Here is a 17,323-nt window from a genome sequence, read left to right on the forward strand (position 1 = left end):
GACCCAGCGTTAGTTTGCATGCAGCGTGCCGCCGCCCCGCACCCCGACCCACCATCACCGCAGGAGCTCGTGGATTGCAGCCAGAGCAGCATTTTGCGCCTCGGTGCGCGTTCCCCTCCTGGCTCGATGAGTCCCACTCCGAGTATCCGCGTTTCATGGCGTCGTTGCGGCCCAACTGGCAACGTGCTACCGGGACGGCAGGAGCGACGCGTGATACAGGGAGTGAATCGGCAGTGGCGCCTGGCGGTACGGCCGATTGGACCGATTGACCAGGGCCTTTTCCGCTGGATCGAGGAGCCGATCCCCGCGCCGGCGACGGGCGGCCAGATCCTGGTACGCAATCTCTACCTGTCGATCGACCCCACCCAGCGCGAGTGGATGATGCACGACACCTATCTGCCAGCGATCCGCATCGGCGATGTCATGCGCTCGCTCGCCGTCGGGCGTGTCGAGAGCTCGACGCACCCGAGCTACGCGCGCGGAGATCTGGTGCAGGGGCTGTTCGGCTGGCAGGACTACGCGCTGGTGGACGCCACGATCCCGGGGGCGGCCACCAGGCTCCCGCCGGGCATGCCGATCACGCGGGCGCTGAGCACGCTCGGGCTCACCGGGCTGACAGCGTACTTCGGGCTGCTCGACGTCGGCCGCGTCGCCGCGGGCGAGACGGTGGTTGTCTCCGGCGCCGCGGGCGCGACCGGCTCGGTGGCCGGGCAGATCGCCCGGATCAAGCAGTGTCGCGTCATCGGCATCGCCGGCGGCGCGGAGAAATGCGCATGGCTCACGAGAGAGGCGGGCTTCACCGCGGCCATCGACTACAAATCCGAGGACGTCCGCGCCCGGCTGAGGGAGCTGTGCCCGAACGGCGTTGACGTCTATTTCGACAACGTGGGTGGCCGCATCCTCGACGCCGCCCTCGCCGAGCTCGCGCTCCGGGGCAGGGTGGTGCTCTGCGGCGCCATCTCCAGCTACGGGGTGACGGAGCTTCCACCCGGGCCGAAGAATTACATGAACCTCATTCTCAAGCGCGGCAGGATGGAGGGCTTCATCATCATCGACTACGTCCAGCGCTTCGGCGCCGCCGTGCAGGAGCTGAGCGGGTGGATCGCGGCGGGGCAGATCAAGGACCAGGTCGATGTCCAGGAGGGGCTGGAGAACGCCCCGCAGGCGCTGCGCCGCCTGTTCTCGGGGGAAAACCGGGGCAAGCAGCTCGTGAAGATCGCCGATCCCTGAGCGTGGGAGATGTGCGTGCAGGTCGCCCGGGAACGAGGACCACGTCTCGTGGCCTGTGAGCTGCAGAACCAAGTTGAGCGGATCGAACGGCTGTGATACGCATCGTGCGTGGGCGCTCCGACTCCCCAGAAGGGCCAGGCACGGGCCAAGTCGACGCCGGCTACGAGAAGCGCTTGCCGTGTATGGAGAGCTCGTGTCTGCCTGGCTTGGAGGGAGCCGCGCGCGGCCGGGGTTGCGCTGCCCGATGACGCCGTCGCAGACGGGCCTCCATGGGCATTCGATGCCGCCCATGCTGCGGTCCGATGGCGGCAGCGTGACACGGCTCGTTGGCCAGCCGCGAGATCAACGATCCGGGGCGCTTGAAAGGAACCGTATGACGCGGGAAGAAATCTTTGGCCTACTGAAGCATCACATTGTCCGTGTGATCCCTGCCGTCACGCCGGATCGGATCTTGCCGAGCGTGAGCTTGAAGGACCTCGGTGCCGATTCGGTCGACCGCGCCGACATCTCGACGTCGCTCAAGGACGAGCTCGGGGTCGACATCCCGCTCGTGGAGCTCGGGAAGCCCGGCGACCTCGGCGGCCTCGTCGACCTGCTGTACCGGGCGCAATCGGGCTGAGCCCCCCCGGCCGTGGAGCGTTCACGATGAGCCACGACGCGCCTGAGACGAGCTATCGGACGCTCCGGGTCCATGTCGCCGACGGCCGCCGGACCGTCGTCTTCGATCGGGCGGAGCGCAGGAACAGCTTCAACTCCCGCCTGCTGACCGAACTCGGTCGCGCGCTCGACGAGGCGCAGCGCGATCCGTCGTGCCGGATGGTCGTGCTCGAGGGGCAGCAGGGGCACTTCTCGACCGGCCTCGACTTCGAGGACGGGCTCGATCGTGGCGGACCGGACGGGTCGGCGCCCTACATGAGCGTGCTGCGCCGGCTTGCCTCGCTCCCCGCGGTGGTGGTGGCGTATGTCGACGGCCAGGTCCGCGCCGGAGGGCTCGGCTTCGTGGCCGCCAGCGACGTCGCGATCGCCACCCCGCGCTCCACCTTCGGTCTCCCAGAGGCGCTGTGGGGGCTGGTCCCCGCGTGCGTCGGCCTGCACCTGGCGCGCCGCATCGGCCTGCAAACGACCAAGCGGATGTGCTTGACAACCGAGAACTTGACCGCCTCCCAGGCGCTCGAGGCCGGTCTGGTCGATGAGGTCTCCGACCGACCGGAAGAGGCGCTGCGGCGGTTGTGGCTCAAGGTCTCCCGCCTCAAGCCGAGCACCGTGGGGCGCATCAAGCGTTACTTCAACGACGTAGCCGGGATCTCGGAAGCCCACGAAGCCCGCGCCATGCAGGAGACCGACCGCGCCATGAGCGACCCCGAGGTTCGCAACGGGATAGAGGACTTCGTTCGCCATGGCACGTTTCCGTGGGAAGGCAGCCGGTCGGAATCGCCGCGAGCGCGGCGCCCCTGACAGGCATCAACGAGCATCATCATGGATCGAACACCTTCCGCAGCCGCCCATTCGCCCGCCGAGCCGCAGGCGCCCTCGACCGCGGGCCCGGATTTCCGGGCTACCTATACGCTGGGCATGCCCCAGATGCTGTTCGGCGGGCTGTCCGAGCGATGGTTGTTGAAAGAGGCCGGGGACATCCACTGGCGCATGCTCTGCGCCGACCTGGGGGTGCCCTCGGGGCAGCTCGCCGACCGCGAGGGCGAGCGGCTCTACGCGAGCTTCATGCGCATCCGGATGGAGAGCACCGTGCCCTTGACCCGGTACACCGAGAACGAGTCCCTCGCGGCGAAGGGCGCGCTGAGCCGGTTCGGAGACAAGCGGTTCTTCAGCGAGCTGACCTTCCTCGGCGCCGCAGGCGAGGTCCGGGTCGAGATGGCCAGCGTCTTCATCACGCGGTCCACCGACAACAAGAGCCTGGCCCGGGCGACGCCGCAGCAGATCGAGCGATCGCGCGGGCTCAGCCATTCGGTGTTGCCGCCGTTCGGGCAGGCATATCAGAAGATCAAGCATCTCGCCCTCGAGACGGCGGAGCCGGTTCGAGACACCGTGCTGGAGCTCGGGGGGACGACGTTCGACTGGGTCGACCACGATCTCGATTCCCGTTCGTATGTGGTGAACCCGTACCACGACCTCAACGGCGCCAACCTGCTCTACTTCGCGTCTTACCCCCGGATCCACGACGTGTGCGAGCGCATGATCCTCAACGAGCGCTTGCACCGTGCAGGGCACGAGCGCGAATCGGCGTTCCAGGTCGCTCCGGTCGCGCGCGATGTCTTTTATTACGGGAACGCCGATGCGGGGGACGAGCTCACGTTCCGGCTCCGGAGGATGGAGCGGAGCGGCGCGGACCGCCTGCGGATCTGGTCCACCCTGGTCCGCCGTCGCGACGGGGTGAGGATCGCGGACCTGTTCACCGTCAAGGCCCTCGTCGATCCAGCGAACGCGGTGGGACGATTGCTGGCCGGCGCCGCGTAGGCGCGCGCCTCGCAGCGGGTTCGACCGGGCGAGCAGCCCACGAGGAAGAGCGCCAATGTCGACGATGAGCTACGGGAAAATGGCTTCGACCGCGCTCGGCAGCGCCGCGCGAGACACATCGCACTCCAGCGATCCCACGAGCAGCGCAGGCATGACATCGACCGAGTGGGCGCGGCGAGCCCTGGCGCACCGGGGAGACGAGGTGACCCTGCGGCTCGTCGACGGGGCGATCGCCTGGCTGGAGATCGACGACCCCGCGCATCACAACGCGCTCTCCGAGGGCCTCTTGCTCGCGCTGCGCTCCCGGTTCGCTGAGATCGTGCAGCGGCCGGAGATCAAGGTCGTGGTGCTGGTCGGACGCGACGACGTGTTCCTGATGGGGGGAACGGAAGCCGGGCTCAGCGAGGTCGCGGATGGGGGCACGAGGTCCTCGGATCTCTCGTTCCTCTGCGGGGGGCTCCTGTGCTGCGAGGTGCCGGTCATCGCCGCCATGCAGGGCCAGGCGGAGGGTGCTGGCCTCTGTTTCGGGCTCTACGCCGACGTGGTCGTGCTGGCGGAAGAGGGCGCCTACAGCGTGAGCTCCATGGATTACGGGCTCACGCCCGGCCTGGGCGCCACGTTCATCTTGAGGGAGCAGCTCGGCGGTCCGCTCGCGACCGAGATGATGTACCTCGGCCGATCGTATACGGGCCGCGAGCTGCGCGACCGCGGGGTGTCGCTCGCCGTGCGGCCGATGGCGGAGGTCCGGGCGGAGGCGCTGGCGATCGCGCGCCGGCTGGCGGAGAAGCCGCGGGAGGCGCTCATCGTGCTGAAGCGCGAGCTGGCCGGTCGAAAGCTCGCCGCGCTGCCGCGGGTGGTCGATGCGGAGATCGAGATGCGGCGCCGGGTGCTCGCCAGCCCGGAGGCGCGGGACCAGATCCGGTCGCGCGTTGAAAAGGCGAGTCTCGGGCGTGGCGCGGCTGCGGCGTCGGCAGGTTCGCCGCCGGTACGCGGTGCACGGGAGCTCATCTCGCCGGCGTCGACCCCGGCGGCCGCCGAGGTCGACGCGCCGGCGCCGATCGCCCGGCAGCCCGTTCGGCTGAGGGCGAAGGAGACGGCTCTCCAGCCGCTCTCGTCGGCGCCGATCGCGCCCCAACGCGTCTCGCTCTCTCCCAAGCATCGCGCCGCGCAGACCGCGTCGGCGGACCAGGGCAGCCCCGCGATCGATGTGCGCTCCCGCCGGGCTGTCCGATCGTGACGAGCAGGGCGGGCAGGGGGTTCCAGACCGTGTCCGCGAGCCGTCACGAGCGCCTCCATTCATGGCAGGGCGCTCTCTGGTAAGGTATCGTTCTCCTCAGATCGCGCCGCGCGTCGGGGCGCACCGAAAGACAGCACGCCGAGCGGGAAACCTATGCGAAATACAAGGGTCGGGATCGAAGCGATCAACCTCTACGCGGGCCCAACCTACGTCTCCGTCAAGGACATGTTCGAGGCGAGGGGGCTCGACCTCGGCCGCCTCGACAACCTGAACATGAACAAGAAGTCGGTCGCGCTGCCCTGCGAGGACGCCGTTTCCTATGGCGTCAACGCAGCAAAGCCGATCATCGACCGCTTGACGGTCGACGAGCGGAACCGGATCGAGACGGTGATTACGGTCACCGAGTCGCCTGTCGACTTCGGGAAATCGCTCAGCACGTACATCCACGACTGGCTCGACCTCCATCCCAACTGCCGGCTCATGGAGGTAAAGCAGGCGTGTTACGCGGGGGCTGCTTCCCTGCAAGTGGCCTGCGCCATAGCGGGCTCGGGCTTTTCACCGGGGTCCAAGGTCCTCGTGATCTGCACGGACATCGCCCGCGCGGTCGCCAGGGACACCTACGCGGAGCCCACTCAGGCTGCGGGCGCGGTCGCTATCCTGGTCAGCGATCGCCCGAAGCTGCTGGAAATCGACCCCGGCGCCAGCGGTCGCCACAGCTATGAAGTGATGGACGTGTGCCGGCCCATGGCCGAGCTGGAAACCGGGGATCCAGATCTCTCCTTGCTCTCCTATCTGGACTGCCTCGAGAAGAGCTTCAAGGAATACGCGAGCCATGTGGAGGGGGCCGACTTCTGCGATACCTTCGACTACTTCGCCTTCCACACCCCGTTCGCGGGGATGGTCAAGGGCGCACACCGGCGCATGATGCGCCGGTTGCGGAGCGCGAGCTCGGAGGAGATCGAGGCGGATTTCCGTAAGCGGGTGGCTCCATCGCTCCATTACTGCACCGAGGTCGGGAACATCTACGCGGGTACGGTCTTCCTCGCCCTGTGTGGCGTCATCGCGAGCGCTCACATTGAAGCCAGCAGTCGTGTGGGAATGTTCTCGTACGGCTCCGGATGCTCCTCGGAGTTCTTCAGCGGATTGGTCCCTGCGAGCTCGCGGCAGGTCCTGGAGCCTCTCGACATTTCCGGTCAGCTGCGCCGCCGGGTGCGCTTGGACGTGCCTCGCTACGACGAGATCCTCGACTTGAACGCCGAGTGGTGCTTCGGATTGAAGGACAAAACCGTCGACCGGAGCCCCTACGGCGATCTGTATGAGCGGTTCTTCGAGGGGAAGGGGCTCTTGACCTTGACTGCGATCAAGGGGTTTCATCGGGAGTACGCGTGGAGCTGACCGTGGACGTTCGACCCGAAGAACGGTCAGCTTGAGGGGCGGCGCCCGTCGGTGCGCGCCCGGCCCGCCTCACCAGTGTGAGCTTCGATGTCGCCGGGTTTGCCGGAGCCACGGCGCTGGCGCACAGAGCGCGAGCGCAAAGCGAAGATCGCCGAGACGATCGAGCGGCACGAGAAGCGGCTCGCGAAGGTGGACGGGGCCGGGCCACGGGGCACGGGAGGCCAGCCGGTAGCTCCTCCAGCCTGACGTGCGCCCAGCCGGTCCGATGGTGATATCGCGCCCTCGTGCTGCGATCCGCCCCTCGTCGTACACGAAGCCGAGATGCCGAGGAGAACGCGTCATCTCGAGCGCCCCCTGTCACCCATACCGTCTTGCGCGCACCACGCACGGGCGATCCCGACGAGGGTCAGCCTGCCTCGCTCCTCCAAGCTCGTGGTGCGACATGAAGACGAGCCCGAACCCTCATCCGACGCGCCGCACCCAGCGCTGGTCTGCCTCCGACACCATGCCCCGTGGCACCGCTGCCCGCTGCAGCACGCGTAGCACGCTCGCCGGGTCGCACCCGCAGAGCCCCGAGGCCCACGCGGGATTCGCCTCGACGACGCCCCAACCTCGCCCCGCCATTCGTCCGATGTCCACGACCACCGCGGGCGGTAGCTCCACGTCGGCGTCGGCGAGCAGCGCGTCGATCGACGCGGATGCTGGCTCGACCTCCGCTGGATCCGCTTCCCAGTCGCCCGCCGCGCTGCGCGCGATCTCCCCGCCCCGGACATAGGGCGAGAGCGTCGCCACCTCGCGCTCTACCACGAAGAATCGGAACTCCACCTCGAACACCACGGGCTCGCTCACAAGAGCAGGCAGATCCAGCCGTAGCCGCGGGTCCGGGTCCACCGCGGCGCCACCCGCGTACACACGTGCGGGGAAGATCTTCTCGTCGGTCGGCTTGATGAACGCACGATCGCGGAGGGCCAGGGCATCCTCGAGCGTCGTGAGCCGCACGTCACGAAGACGATGGCGCTTCGGCAGCCGCGGCAGCCAGTCAGCGGTCGGTTCGAGCAGCGCGATCCCGAGATCGTCCTGGATCGCGTCGGCGAGAATCGTCTCGCCGTAGAACACCGGGTCGCGCGCCGCGGGGCCCTCGGGGCAGCGGAACGAGTGGAGGCGCTCAACGTCCCAGCCGGCGGCGAGCGCCGCGGCGAACAGGGCGTTAGAGTCAGGATCTTTAGCGGCGCCCTCCCTGTGATCCACCCTGCGGCGCGATCGTGATCATCCACCGCGCCGCCACCTGACGCCGACCGCGCGGCGCGATCGTGATCCACCCCAGCGGCGCCGTACGTGCAGGAAGGCGGCCCACCGCCGTGCGTTGGGGACGCTGCGCGCATCGCGACGTGCAGGCGATGCTCGGAGTGTCGAAGGACGTTCACGCCGTCGGCGAAAGCGCGGGCGACGCAGCGGGTCTGCGGCGCGACGTGCCGCGCCGCGCGGGATCGCAAGCTGGCACGGGCGCGCAGACGCCGCGAGGTCATCGAGCACCGGGCCGAGGAGCGGCGTGGATCACCCTCGCCGTCGGGTCGGAGTACGCCGCTGGAGACGGCCGAGACGCGGCGGTCAACGTCGCCGCGCAGGCGCGCGCAGCGGCTCTATCGAGCGCGCCGCGATGGCGCTGAAGCACCCGCTCGAGCACATCGCCGACGTTCTTGAGCAGGTGCCACCGGTCCGCCACCTGCACGGCTTTCGGCGCCCCATCGCGGATGCCCTGCGCGTACGTCTCGGCGCGGTCACGCGTTACAAGGGCGATGCCGGGGTGCTCTCTGAGCCAGTGTGCAAGCGTATCGGCGGTGCGGTCGGGGAGCAGGTCAATGGGGACGCGCCGCTCGAGATCAACGAGGATGGTGCCGTAGCGGTGCCCACGCCGGATGGCCCAATCATCAACCCCTACCACTCGCGCGGGCGGAGCAGGCGCGATCGCCGCGTAGCGCACCCGCCGAAGGATGGTGTCGGCGCTGCCGACCAGGCCGAGCCCTGGCAACAGCCGTCCAGCGGCCTCGCCGCCGAGCGCGACGCCCATGCGCGTCAGCAGCTCGTTGAGCCGCGTCGTCGCGGGTGCGTGTGGCGGGGCGATCGTGGGCAACCGAGCCGAAGTAATTGTCGCTGATCAGACGCTCGAGGACGCCAACGTCAAGCTCAGCAGCGTGGTGTCCGACACGCTGGGCGCCAGCGGTCGATCCATCCTCGACGCGCTCGTGACTGGGGAGACGGACCCGGAGCAGCTGGCACGTCGCGCCACCTCGCGCCTGAAAGCGAGCCGCGCGGAGCTAGCCGAGGCGCTGCGAGGGAACGTAACCGACCACCACCGCTTCCTGCTCGGGATGCACCTGCGGGTGTACGACGATCTGCAGCGTGCTATGCGCGAGGTGGAGGCGCATATCGAGCGCGAGCTCGCCCCGTTTCGCGACCAGATCGAGCGGCTGAAGACGATCCCGGGCATCAGTGACATCGCCGCCTAGGTGATCGCCGCTGAGATCGGGATGGACATGAGCCGCTTTCCGACCGCGGGCCACCATGTTGTCATGGGCTGGGTTGTGCCTGCGCAACGACACGAGCGCGGGCAAGCGCATGTCGACCCGGCTTCGTGATGTGGCTGAAGTCCACGTTGGTGCAAGCTGCCTGGTCGGCCGCTACCCGCACCAAGGGCACCTACTTCCGTGAGCAGTACCACCGCATCCGCGCTCGCCGCGGCCACGAGAAGGCCGTCGTCGCCGTCGCCGCCTCAATGCTGACTGCCGCGTACCACATCCTGCGCGACGGCACGACGTACCAGGAGCTGGGGGCCAGCTACTTCGACAAGCGCGACGCAGCCAAGGTGGCCAACCGGCTGATTCGACGGCTGAACGATCTGAGGCTCCAGGTCGAGTTGAAGGCGGCGGCTTGACCTAACCCGGAGCAGGCTCGACCTGAACCCTTGAGTTTCTTTCGAGCCCGTCGGTGGTTCTGGAGGAGGGTAGGCCCGAGGAGGGAGTGTTGGTGGCGCGGCGCGGGGAGGGCCGATGTCTGAGCCCAATAGCCTTCACTCCTCCGGCGAAGCCGGAGGAGTGAAGGCTCAGGCGAGTCCGGCGGGGCCCCGCGCCGCGCCACCAACACTCCCTCCTCGGGCCGGGCGGCCCGGCAACTCCCCCGCGCCACCAGGAACGTCCCGATCCGGCGGCGTCTAGCTATCGTTTCCGACCGCCGACGGCGTCGCCCGCGGCACGGGCTTGACCTCGCGCCCCGGCGTCGAGGCGAGCACCGCCTCGTCCGTCATCGGGGCGCGCGGCACGTGCTGCGCGCGTCCGATACGTGCTCTCGAGTGTTTGTCGTTGGCGATACACCTGCCGCGCGTGTATGCGCTGAGCCGGTCGAGCGCCTCCTGTTTGCGGCACGCCCCGAAGGATCTCCGGATCAGCGCGAGCCCCGAGCGAAAGCACTTCTCACGGTCCGACACGAGGTCCTCGTGCGACCACCCCTCCCGGGTCTTGCCGGCGCCGACGCGGATCTGGAGCAGACAGGAGTCGACCCCCGAGCCGCGCGCGAGCTTCCCGAGGCCGAGGTCCACGTCCCGGCGGTAGCCGCTCTCGAAATATGCGATCGACAGGAGCAGCGCCATCGTATCGGCTCGCCCGCGCGGGCCGCCGAAGAGCGGCTTCAACTCGGGATCATACGCCACCTTCGCCGCCGCGCGCGCGATCTCGTGATAGCGCGCGCGGCCGTCCTCGGGCGTCTCGACCGCGTCCTTGATGTGGCTCGTCCCGGGCGGGGCCCATGCGATCATGATACCAACCGCCCACGCGATAATCGAGTCCATGACATATGTAAGGTCCTGTTGTCCCTCTGTGTCAAGCAATTAGGACAGCCTGGCTGGGATTATCGCCAGGCATTGTATGATTGCGTGCCGCCCAGCGTGCATTTGTACCGTCCTTGTCAAATTGCCAATCGTGCGGACGGCAGTACGCGGTGCGCAAGTGTTTTCGCAGCAGAGTCATTCCGCGCGTTTGTCGCGGGGCTGAAGCGTGGATTGGCTCCCTTCGGTCCGCGCGAAGGCGACTCGCGTTCATCTTTCATCGTTCATCCAGCCGGCGCGAGCTGGCATCGGCGGTGCGCTGCGCTCTGCCGAACGTGAGCCCGCGCGGGCGCGCGGCGCACGTCGCGCGCGGCGCTCATCACGCCTTCGCGGCGGCGTCGTCTTCGGAGGTCGCGCGCGTGTCCTCGAGCCTGTCCACCGCGCGCAGCTCGGGGAACAGCCATCCCCAGAGCAGCACGACGGCGATCGTCCCAAGGCCGCCGACGATCACGGTAGGGACCGTCCCGATGAGCCTCGCGAGGGTGCCCGACTCGAGCTCTCCGAGCTCGTTCGAGGCGCCGACGAACACCATGTTGACCGCGCTCACGCGGCCGCGCATCTCGGGCGGCGTCGCGAGCTGCTCCAGGGTCATCCGCACGACGACGCTCACCATGTCGGCGGCGCCGATCACGGTCAGCGCGACGAGCGAGAGCAGGAAGCTGTGCGACAGGCCGAACACGACCGTGGCGAGCCCGAACACCCCCACGCAGAGGAGCATCTTCGTCCCGGCGTGGCGCCGGATCGGCCGGAACGCGAGGAGCACGGCCATGAGCCCGGCCCCCACCGCGGGCGCGGCGCGCAGCAGGCCGAACCCCTGGGGGCCGACGCGGAGCACGTCGGTCGCGAAGATGGGCAGGAGCGCGACCGCGCCGCCCAGGAAGACCGCCACGAAGTCGAGCGAGATCGACGCGAGCAGGACCTTCTTCCGGTAGACGTAGCGCAGCCCGGCGAGCGCCGTGGCGAGCGACGGCGGCTTCTTCTCCATGCGCCCCGTGCGCGCCCGCACGGCCAGGAGGCCCGCGGATGCCGCGCCGAGCGCGAGGCTCGCGGTCAGGTAGACGGGCGCGGGCGCCTTCCAGACGCCGTAGAGCACCCCGCCCACGCTCGGTCCGCCGATGGCCCCGACCTGCCAGAGCGTCGACTGCCACGTCGCGGCGTTCTGGAAGTGCGCCGCGGGCACGAGGGACGGCAGGAGCGACGCGCCGGCTGGCCCCTGGAAGGCGCGCACCGTGCCGAGGAGCACGAGGACGGCATAGATGGCCGACACGTTCGGGGTCGGCGAGCGCGCGAGGACGAAGAGCGCGAGCGCCGCGACCGACGAGGTGAGGTAGCAAAGGAGGAGGATCCCTCGCCGATCGAAGCGATCCGCCGCGTGCCCGGAGGCGAGGGACAACCCCGCGATGGGGAGGAACTGGGCGAGACCCACGTAGCCGAGCGCGAGCGGATCGCGCGTGAGGTCGTAAATCTGAAACCCCACGGCGACCGACTGCATCTGGTACGCCATGGTGGCGAGCAGGCGAGCCGCCGCGTACACGCGGAAATCGTGCGATTCGAAGGCGGCGAAAGGCGACGAAGGCTTCAGGGCGGTGAGATCGGCGGCCATGAAAAGTCCGGGCGACGTTCATGGCGCATTCGAGCACGTGCCGCCAGGGACGCCCTGCGCCCACCCCATCAAAAATCAATGCGGCTGTTCTCCTCAACGGAGAGCGCGTTCTGTCTCGGCGATCCTCGGTTCGGGGCGACCCGCCGTTCGGAAGGCGCAGCGGTCGAGCCTGCGCGCAGAAAGCTGGCGCGTCGGCCCGGAATCGTGGTAAGCGGCTGCCCGACATGATGCCCCATGGAGACGACACCTCGTCGGGCCTAGCGCACGACCTGGCCGCGCAAGCGCGGCGTGCCTGGATGCTGTTCGGGAGCCGTTCCCGCCGCGGGCGCGATGGCCGGCGCGACGACGACGACGACGACGATCTGCCGCGTCCGAACGCGATCGTCGCCCTGTTTCCGTTGCTGAGCTTCGCCGTCTCGCCGCTGCCGGCCTGACCTCCGCCCGCCCGTCCATCGAGCGCCTGAGACGGCGGCGCCGTTCCTCGACGCGACCTCGTCAGGAACGCACCTCGAGCTCCCCGTCCCGCCACGCCACGACCCGGTCCGCGGTCGCGACCCGCGCCCAGCTGAACTCCCGCAGCAGCTCCGCCGGCGTGCACGGCTCCGGTCGATCCCGCAGGCCGATGCACCACGCGAGCGCGCCAGAGAGCGCGGGCGCGCTCCGGGCGAGCGCCGCGCCGCGCGCCGCGCCGTGCGTCTTGGCCAGCTTGCCGCCGCGCTCCTCCAGGAGGAGCAGGTGGTGGCGGTAGACCGGCGCCGGCAGCCCGAGCAGCGCCTGGAGCGCCGCCTGCGTCGCGGTGCTCGGCGCGATGTCGCGCCCCCGGACGACGCGCGTCACGCCCGCCGACCCGTCGTCGACCACCACCGCGAGCTGGTACGAGAACGCGCCGTCGCGCCGGCGCACCACCGGATCGCCCATCGCCAGCGCGGGCTCCTGCGACAGATCGAGCCCGCCCTCGTCGACGGGCCGGAACACCCCGTCCGGCAGCCGTGCCCGGATCGGCTCCGCGCTCGCGCGCCACCCGCCGGGCGGCAGCGCGCGGCCGCGGCCGCGGTTGTCGTAGGCCCAGCCGCCGTCGGGCGCGCGCCGGCCGATCGCGCGCACCTCCTCGCGCGTCGCGGAGCAGGGGTACAGCGCGCCGAGCGCCTCCAGCCGGTCCATCGCCGCCTCGTGGTGCGCCCGCCGGGTGTGCTGCTCGACGCGCTCGTCGAAATCGAGCCCCAGCCACGCGAGATCCTCCTCCAGGGAGCGCGCGAACTCGGCCCGGCATCGGTCGGGATCGAGGTCCTCCAGCCGGAGCAGCAGCCGCGCGCCCCGCGACCGCGCGTCGAGCCACGCGAGCAGCGCCGCGGCGAGCGTCCCGAGGTGGGCCGGCCCGGTGGTCGACGGGGCGAACCGGCACACCTCGCTGCTCATCGTTCCTCCTGCCGCCGCCGCCCGCGGCGCAGCGGCCGCCCGCGCCCAGGGCGCGCCGCCCGCGGGCTCGCCACCCCGCGCCTCAGAGGAAGCGCGCGATGCGCGCCCGCACGCGCTGCTCGCCCAGCACCGCCATGACCTCGGCCAGATCGGGGCTGTTGCGCGTCCCGCAGATCGCGACCCGGATCACCATCGAGACGTCGCCGACATGGCCCTTCCACGACTCGGGAGAGGCCTTGTACTGCTTCACCTCGCCGGCGTAGCCCAGGGGCACCCCGATCTGCCGGACCTTCTCGAACCACGCGTCCTTCGAGTCGGCCGGATCGAAGGCGTCGAGCATCTGCTTGAGCACCGCCGAGCGGTCTGCCTCCGGGACGTTCTCGGGGAAATCGAACGACGTCAGGCCGTCATAGAGCTCGTCGTAGAAGAAGGAGAGCTGAGGGCGCAGGTCGGGCCAGGTGACGATGCGCTTGTTCGACTTCTTGCCGCCGCGCTCGATGCCGAGCGCGCGCCTCGTGTACTCCGGATCTCGCTCCATCAGGGCCGCGAGCTCCTTGTCGTACGTCCTCGCCCAGTCGAGCCCCTGGGCATAGACGTCCTCGGCGCTCATCCGGCTCACGACCGCCTGGCTGACGCTCTTCAGCTTGACCAGGTCGCTCAGGGCGCCGCCGGGGGCGAGCTTGTTCAGCTTGAGGGGGAAGGCGGAATAGGGCTTGTCGGGGTTCGCCTTGCGCCAGTCCTCGAACGCGGAGTTGGCGATGTTGAGCAGGTACTCGATCGTGGCCGTCTCCGGGACGCCGATCTCCCGGTAATACTCGATGTTCGCCTCGGGGTCCTTGCGCTTGCTCAGCTTGCGCCGCGCGTCCGAGACCTTCTGCTCGCCCGTCTCCGGGTCGGTCTCCTCCACGCGATCGAGCTTCTGGATCGGCGGGACGTGGGCGTACTCGACCGGCTTGAACCCGAGCACGCGGAAGAGCTGCAGGTGGAGGGGCATCGACGAGATCCACTCGTCGCCGCGGATCACGTGCGTGGTCCGCATCAGGTGATCGTCGACGGCGTGGGCGAAGTGGTAGGTCGGGATGCCGTCCGACTTGAGGAGGATGGTGTCGAGATCGTTGACCGGCATCGAGATGACGCCCTTCACGCCGTCCTTCCACTCGACCCGGCCCGAGACGTCGTCCGGGGCGCGCAGCCGGAGCACGAACGGGGTGCCGCTCGCGAGCGCCTCCTTCACGCGGGCGAGCGGCGCGTCGCGCCACTTCGCCCACCTGCCGTGGTATCCGGGCTTCACCGTGAGCGCCATCTGCTCCTGCCGGATGGCGTCGAGCTCCTCGACCGTGCAGAAGCAGGGGTAGGCGAAGCCGCGGCGGATGAGGTCGATCGCGTAATCCCGGTAGATCTCGACCCGCTCCGTCTGGATGTAGGGGCCGTAGCTGCCCTGCTGGATGAACTCGCCCCGCGCCTCTGGCCCGCCGCCCTCCTTCGCCGGCGCGCGGAGCACGCCCTCCTGGGGCGAGAGATCGAAGCGCGCGAGCGAGTCGACGATGGTGTCGAGCGCGCCGGGGATGGCGCGCTTCACGTCGGTGTCCTCGAGGCGGAGGAAGAAGACTCCCTCGCTCTGGAGCGAGAGCCGCTTGTTGATGAGCGACACGAAGATGCCGCCAATGTGCATGAACCCGGTCGGGCTCGGCGCGTAGCGGGTGACCATCGCGCCCTTGGGCAGGGGGCGGCGGGGATAGCGCGCCTCGTACTCCTCGGGCCGCTTGGCCGACGCGGCGGCGTCGCCGAACAGGAGGCGCACGAGCTCGTCGCGGTCCTCTCCGGGGCCCGGCTCGCGGACGGTGACGGGAAGCGTCGTCTCGTTCAGTGCCTGCTTGTCCATGAGGGCGGGTCGCTCCAGGTCTGACATCGGGCGGGGGGCAGCCATTGCACGCCCGCCAGGCCTTGTCAATCGCGGCCTCGGGCGCGGACGTGGCGGTCCGCGCGGCCGCGCCGGGCGAGGCGCGCCCCGCATCGCGTGTCGCGCGCCGCGCGGCCGCCGCGCTACTGCGGTGTCTTCTCGCCGAGGAGCCAATAGGTCTTCATCGCGCCCTTGCCCTTGATCGCCACGAGGCCACGCTCCTCGAGGAGGAAGTCCCCCCGGAGCAGGGCATAGCTCGCCTCGCTCACCTGGACGCGCCCGGGCTCTCCGCTCGACTCCATGCGGCTCGCCACGTTCACCGCGTCGCCCCAGAGATCGTAGCTGAACTTCTTCTTGCCGATCACGCCGGCGATGACAGGCCCGGTGTTGATGCCGATCCGGAGCCGGAACGGCTCGCCGTCGTCGGCCAGGAACTGGCTCATGGCGCGCGTCATCGCGAGGGCCATCCGCGCTATCGCCCTCGCGTGGTCGGGGCGCTGCGCGGGCAGGCCGCCGACGACCATGTAGGCGTCTCCGATGGTCTTGATCTTCTCCAGGCCGTGCTGGTCGGCGAGCTGATCGAACGACGAGAACATGCGGTTGAGGAGGCCGACGAGCTCGGTCGGGTTGAGCCGCGCGGCGAGGGAGGTGAAGCCGGCGATGTCCGCGAAGAGGATGGTCACGTCCTCGAAGTGCTCGGCGATGAGCTGCTCGTGCTCCTTGAGCTGCTCGGCGATCGATCGCGGCAGGATGTTGAGGAGGAGCCGGTCCGAGCGCTCGTGGGCCCGCTCGGCCGCCGCCTTCGCCTGCTCGAGCGCGGTCTTCTGCTGGCTCTGGCGCCGGGCGTTCGCGTCGAGGGCCGAGAGCATGCCGTTGATCGAGCCGGTGAGGCGCGACAGCTCGTCGGTGCCCGGCATGGCGACCCGCGCCGAGAGGTCGCCGACGCCGCCGATGTCGGTGACCTCCCGGCTGAGCCGGGCGAGCCGGGAGAGGACGAGCCTCTCCAGGAGCAGCAGGGTGACGCCGCCGAAGACCAGGCCGACGAGCACCGTCACCAGGACGAGGTAGCGCAGGGTGTCGTGGCCCATCCTGAGGATCGCCCGGTCGTTGTCCACGCGCAGGAGCAGCGCCGGCCGGCCGTCGATGTCGTCGAGGACGGTGTACCCGGCGATCCGGTCCTCGCCGAGCGGGTGGACGAGGATCGCCTCGGGGCCGGCCATGGCGGCGCTGGCCTCGCGGAAGTCGGCGGGCAGGTCGGGGTCGTCGAGGCGGCGCACAGCGAGCGAGAGGCCGGCGGGCTCGGTGAGGCGCTTGATCTCGGCGTCGGTGAGGAAGCGGCCGAACGTGACGGTGCCGGCGACGGCTCCGCGGCCCGAGCTGCCGACGCTCGGCTGGGAGCAGACGAGCATGGGCCCGTCCGGCAGGAGGACGATGCCGCCCCGGACCGCGCTCGACGGCGCATCGGGCCCGAACAGGAGATCGCCGACGCGGAGCCGCTCGGCGATGCCTCGAGGGAGCGGGGCCCAGCGCTTCCCGGCGCGATCGTAACCGGTGCTGTAGACGGGGATTCCGTCCGCGTCGGCGAAGACGGCGAGATCGATGCGGGCGATGTCGAAGAGCTCGGCGACCAGGTTCGAGCGGACGAACTCTTGATTGCCGTCCTGCACGAACCCGTGGGCGTCGTCCCACTGGCTCCAGTCGGTCCAGCGGGCGTTGAAGTCGTGGACGGCCTGGCTCATCAGGTTGAGGGCGACCTGGACGGTGCGGCGCGTGTCCTGCGCCTCGGCGGCCATGGAGTTGGCGAGGAGCGCCCGCGAGGAGACGCCGTACAGGGCAAAGCTGAGCCCGAGCAGCGTGGCGGCGATTGCCAGCAGCGTCTTCGCGCGCAGCGAGAGCAGGGCGTCGAGGGCGGGCTTCAGCGTCAGCGACGCCGAGCCTATCGAAATGCGCGCCGGCGCGGAAGCGCGGCGGATGGAGCGGCGGATGGGGCGGAGGCGTGGTGGACCGATGCTGACGCCGAGGTGGAAGCAAGCGGGTGGGATGCCGGGCGGGGCGCGGCGCGAGGGGGGCTGGGAAGGGCGCGGGGCTCCGGGGAACTGGCGCTCGTCGGGACGGGGGGCCTCGATGCTGGGCGGGCCGGGAGGGGGCGATGTCCTTCCGGCCCAAGCAGCGCGTCAGGTGGCGGACCGAGCA

At 69.8% G+C, this 17,323-nt stretch carries 16 protein-coding genes; 9 read left to right on the forward strand and 7 right to left on the reverse strand.

The features are described from left to right. The first annotated feature begins 210 nt into the window (after window positions 1-210). The 6 genes from WME98_RS27955 to WME98_RS27980 all read left to right on the forward strand — a co-directional run bounded on the left by WME98_RS27955 (window position 211) and on the right by WME98_RS27980 (window position 6,334). Window positions 211-1,230, forward strand: coding sequence for an NADP-dependent oxidoreductase (locus WME98_RS27955; protein ID WP_437944760.1), 1,020 nt, complete (start codon window positions 211-213; stop codon window positions 1,228-1,230). Between the two features lie 421 nt (window positions 1,231-1,651). Beyond that, entirely contained in the window at window positions 1,652-1,849 is a 198-nt protein-coding gene (locus tag WME98_RS27960; protein ID WP_061626682.1) for a phosphopantetheine-binding protein, read from the forward strand. Window positions 1,850-1,875: 26 nt separating this feature from the next. Further along, the gene (locus tag WME98_RS27965; protein ID WP_061626681.1) at window positions 1,876-2,685 is read left to right on the forward strand and encodes an enoyl-CoA hydratase-related protein; all 810 of its coding nucleotides are present in this window, start codon (window positions 1,876-1,878) and stop codon (window positions 2,683-2,685) included. Between the two features lie 21 nt (window positions 2,686-2,706). Continuing rightward, the gene (locus WME98_RS27970; protein WP_437944763.1) at window positions 2,707-3,702 is read left to right on the forward strand and encodes a Pnap_2097 family protein; all 996 of its coding nucleotides are present in this window, start codon (window positions 2,707-2,709) and stop codon (window positions 3,700-3,702) included. Between the two features lie 151 nt (window positions 3,703-3,853). Then, window positions 3,854-4,939: a polyketide synthase gene (locus tag WME98_RS27975; RefSeq protein WP_437944765.1), complete on the forward strand. Its 1,086-nt coding sequence runs from the start codon at window positions 3,854-3,856 to the stop codon at window positions 4,937-4,939. A gap of 153 nt (window positions 4,940-5,092) precedes the next feature. Next, window positions 5,093-6,334, forward strand: coding sequence for a hydroxymethylglutaryl-CoA synthase family protein (locus WME98_RS27980; protein WP_061626678.1), 1,242 nt, complete (start codon window positions 5,093-5,095; stop codon window positions 6,332-6,334). 462 nt (window positions 6,335-6,796) lie between these two features. Here the strand turns inward: WME98_RS27980 and WME98_RS27985 are convergent, their stop codons facing one another. After that, window positions 6,797-7,450: an ATP-grasp domain-containing protein gene (locus tag WME98_RS27985; protein WP_437944767.1), complete on the reverse strand. Its 654-nt coding sequence runs from the start codon at window positions 7,448-7,450 to the stop codon at window positions 6,797-6,799. A gap of 406 nt (window positions 7,451-7,856) precedes the next feature. Then, entirely contained in the window at window positions 7,857-8,402 is a 546-nt protein-coding gene (locus WME98_RS27990) for a transposase (protein WP_061626676.1), read from the reverse strand. Between WME98_RS27990 and WME98_RS27995 the strand changes: the two genes are divergently transcribed. Together WME98_RS27995 and WME98_RS28000 are read left to right on the forward strand one after the other, a co-directional pair. Then, window positions 8,401-8,841, forward strand: coding sequence for a hypothetical protein (locus WME98_RS27995; RefSeq protein ID WP_437944770.1), 441 nt, complete (start codon window positions 8,401-8,403; stop codon window positions 8,839-8,841). The genes WME98_RS27990 and WME98_RS27995 overlap by 2 nt on opposite strands. A 125-nt stretch (window positions 8,842-8,966) precedes the next feature. Then, entirely contained in the window at window positions 8,967-9,266 is a 300-nt protein-coding gene (locus tag WME98_RS28000) for a hypothetical protein (RefSeq protein WP_437944772.1), read from the forward strand. A gap of 276 nt (window positions 9,267-9,542) precedes the next feature. Here the strand turns inward: WME98_RS28000 and WME98_RS28005 are convergent, their stop codons facing one another. Next, window positions 9,543-10,142: a hypothetical protein gene (locus WME98_RS28005; protein ID WP_061626684.1), complete on the reverse strand. Its 600-nt coding sequence runs from the start codon at window positions 10,140-10,142 to the stop codon at window positions 9,543-9,545. A 388-nt stretch (window positions 10,143-10,530) separates the two neighbouring features. Then, window positions 10,531-11,745: an MFS transporter gene (locus WME98_RS28010; protein ID WP_437944774.1), complete on the reverse strand. Its 1,215-nt coding sequence runs from the start codon at window positions 11,743-11,745 to the stop codon at window positions 10,531-10,533. Between the two features lie 365 nt (window positions 11,746-12,110). On the opposite strand from WME98_RS28010, the gene WME98_RS28015 reads away from it, so the two are divergent. Beyond that, entirely contained in the window at window positions 12,111-12,248 is a 138-nt protein-coding gene (locus WME98_RS28015; protein ID WP_437944776.1) for a hypothetical protein, read from the forward strand. Between the two features lie 61 nt (window positions 12,249-12,309). On the opposite strand, the gene WME98_RS28020 is transcribed toward WME98_RS28015, so the two are convergent. From WME98_RS28020 to WME98_RS28030, 3 genes are all read right to left on the reverse strand, one after another. Next, on the reverse strand, window positions 12,310-13,230 hold the full coding sequence (locus WME98_RS28020; RefSeq protein ID WP_437944778.1) for a glutamate--tRNA ligase family protein: 921 nt from the start codon (window positions 13,228-13,230) through the stop codon (window positions 12,310-12,312). 82 nt (window positions 13,231-13,312) lie between these two features. After that, a complete protein-coding gene (locus WME98_RS28025) occupies window positions 13,313-15,112 on the reverse strand; it encodes a glutamate--tRNA ligase (protein WP_437944780.1) in 1,800 nt (599 codons plus the stop codon). A gap of 161 nt (window positions 15,113-15,273) precedes the next feature. Then, complete coding sequence (locus WME98_RS28030) at window positions 15,274-16,923, reverse strand: adenylate/guanylate cyclase domain-containing protein (RefSeq protein ID WP_437944782.1); 1,650 nt, start codon at window positions 16,921-16,923, stop codon at window positions 15,274-15,276. Between the last annotated feature and the right edge of the window lie 400 nt (window positions 16,924-17,323).

Source organism: Sorangium sp. So ce296 (assembly GCF_051529605.1).
Lineage (GTDB): Bacteria > Myxococcota_A > Polyangia > Polyangiales > Polyangiaceae > Sorangium > Sorangium cellulosum_D.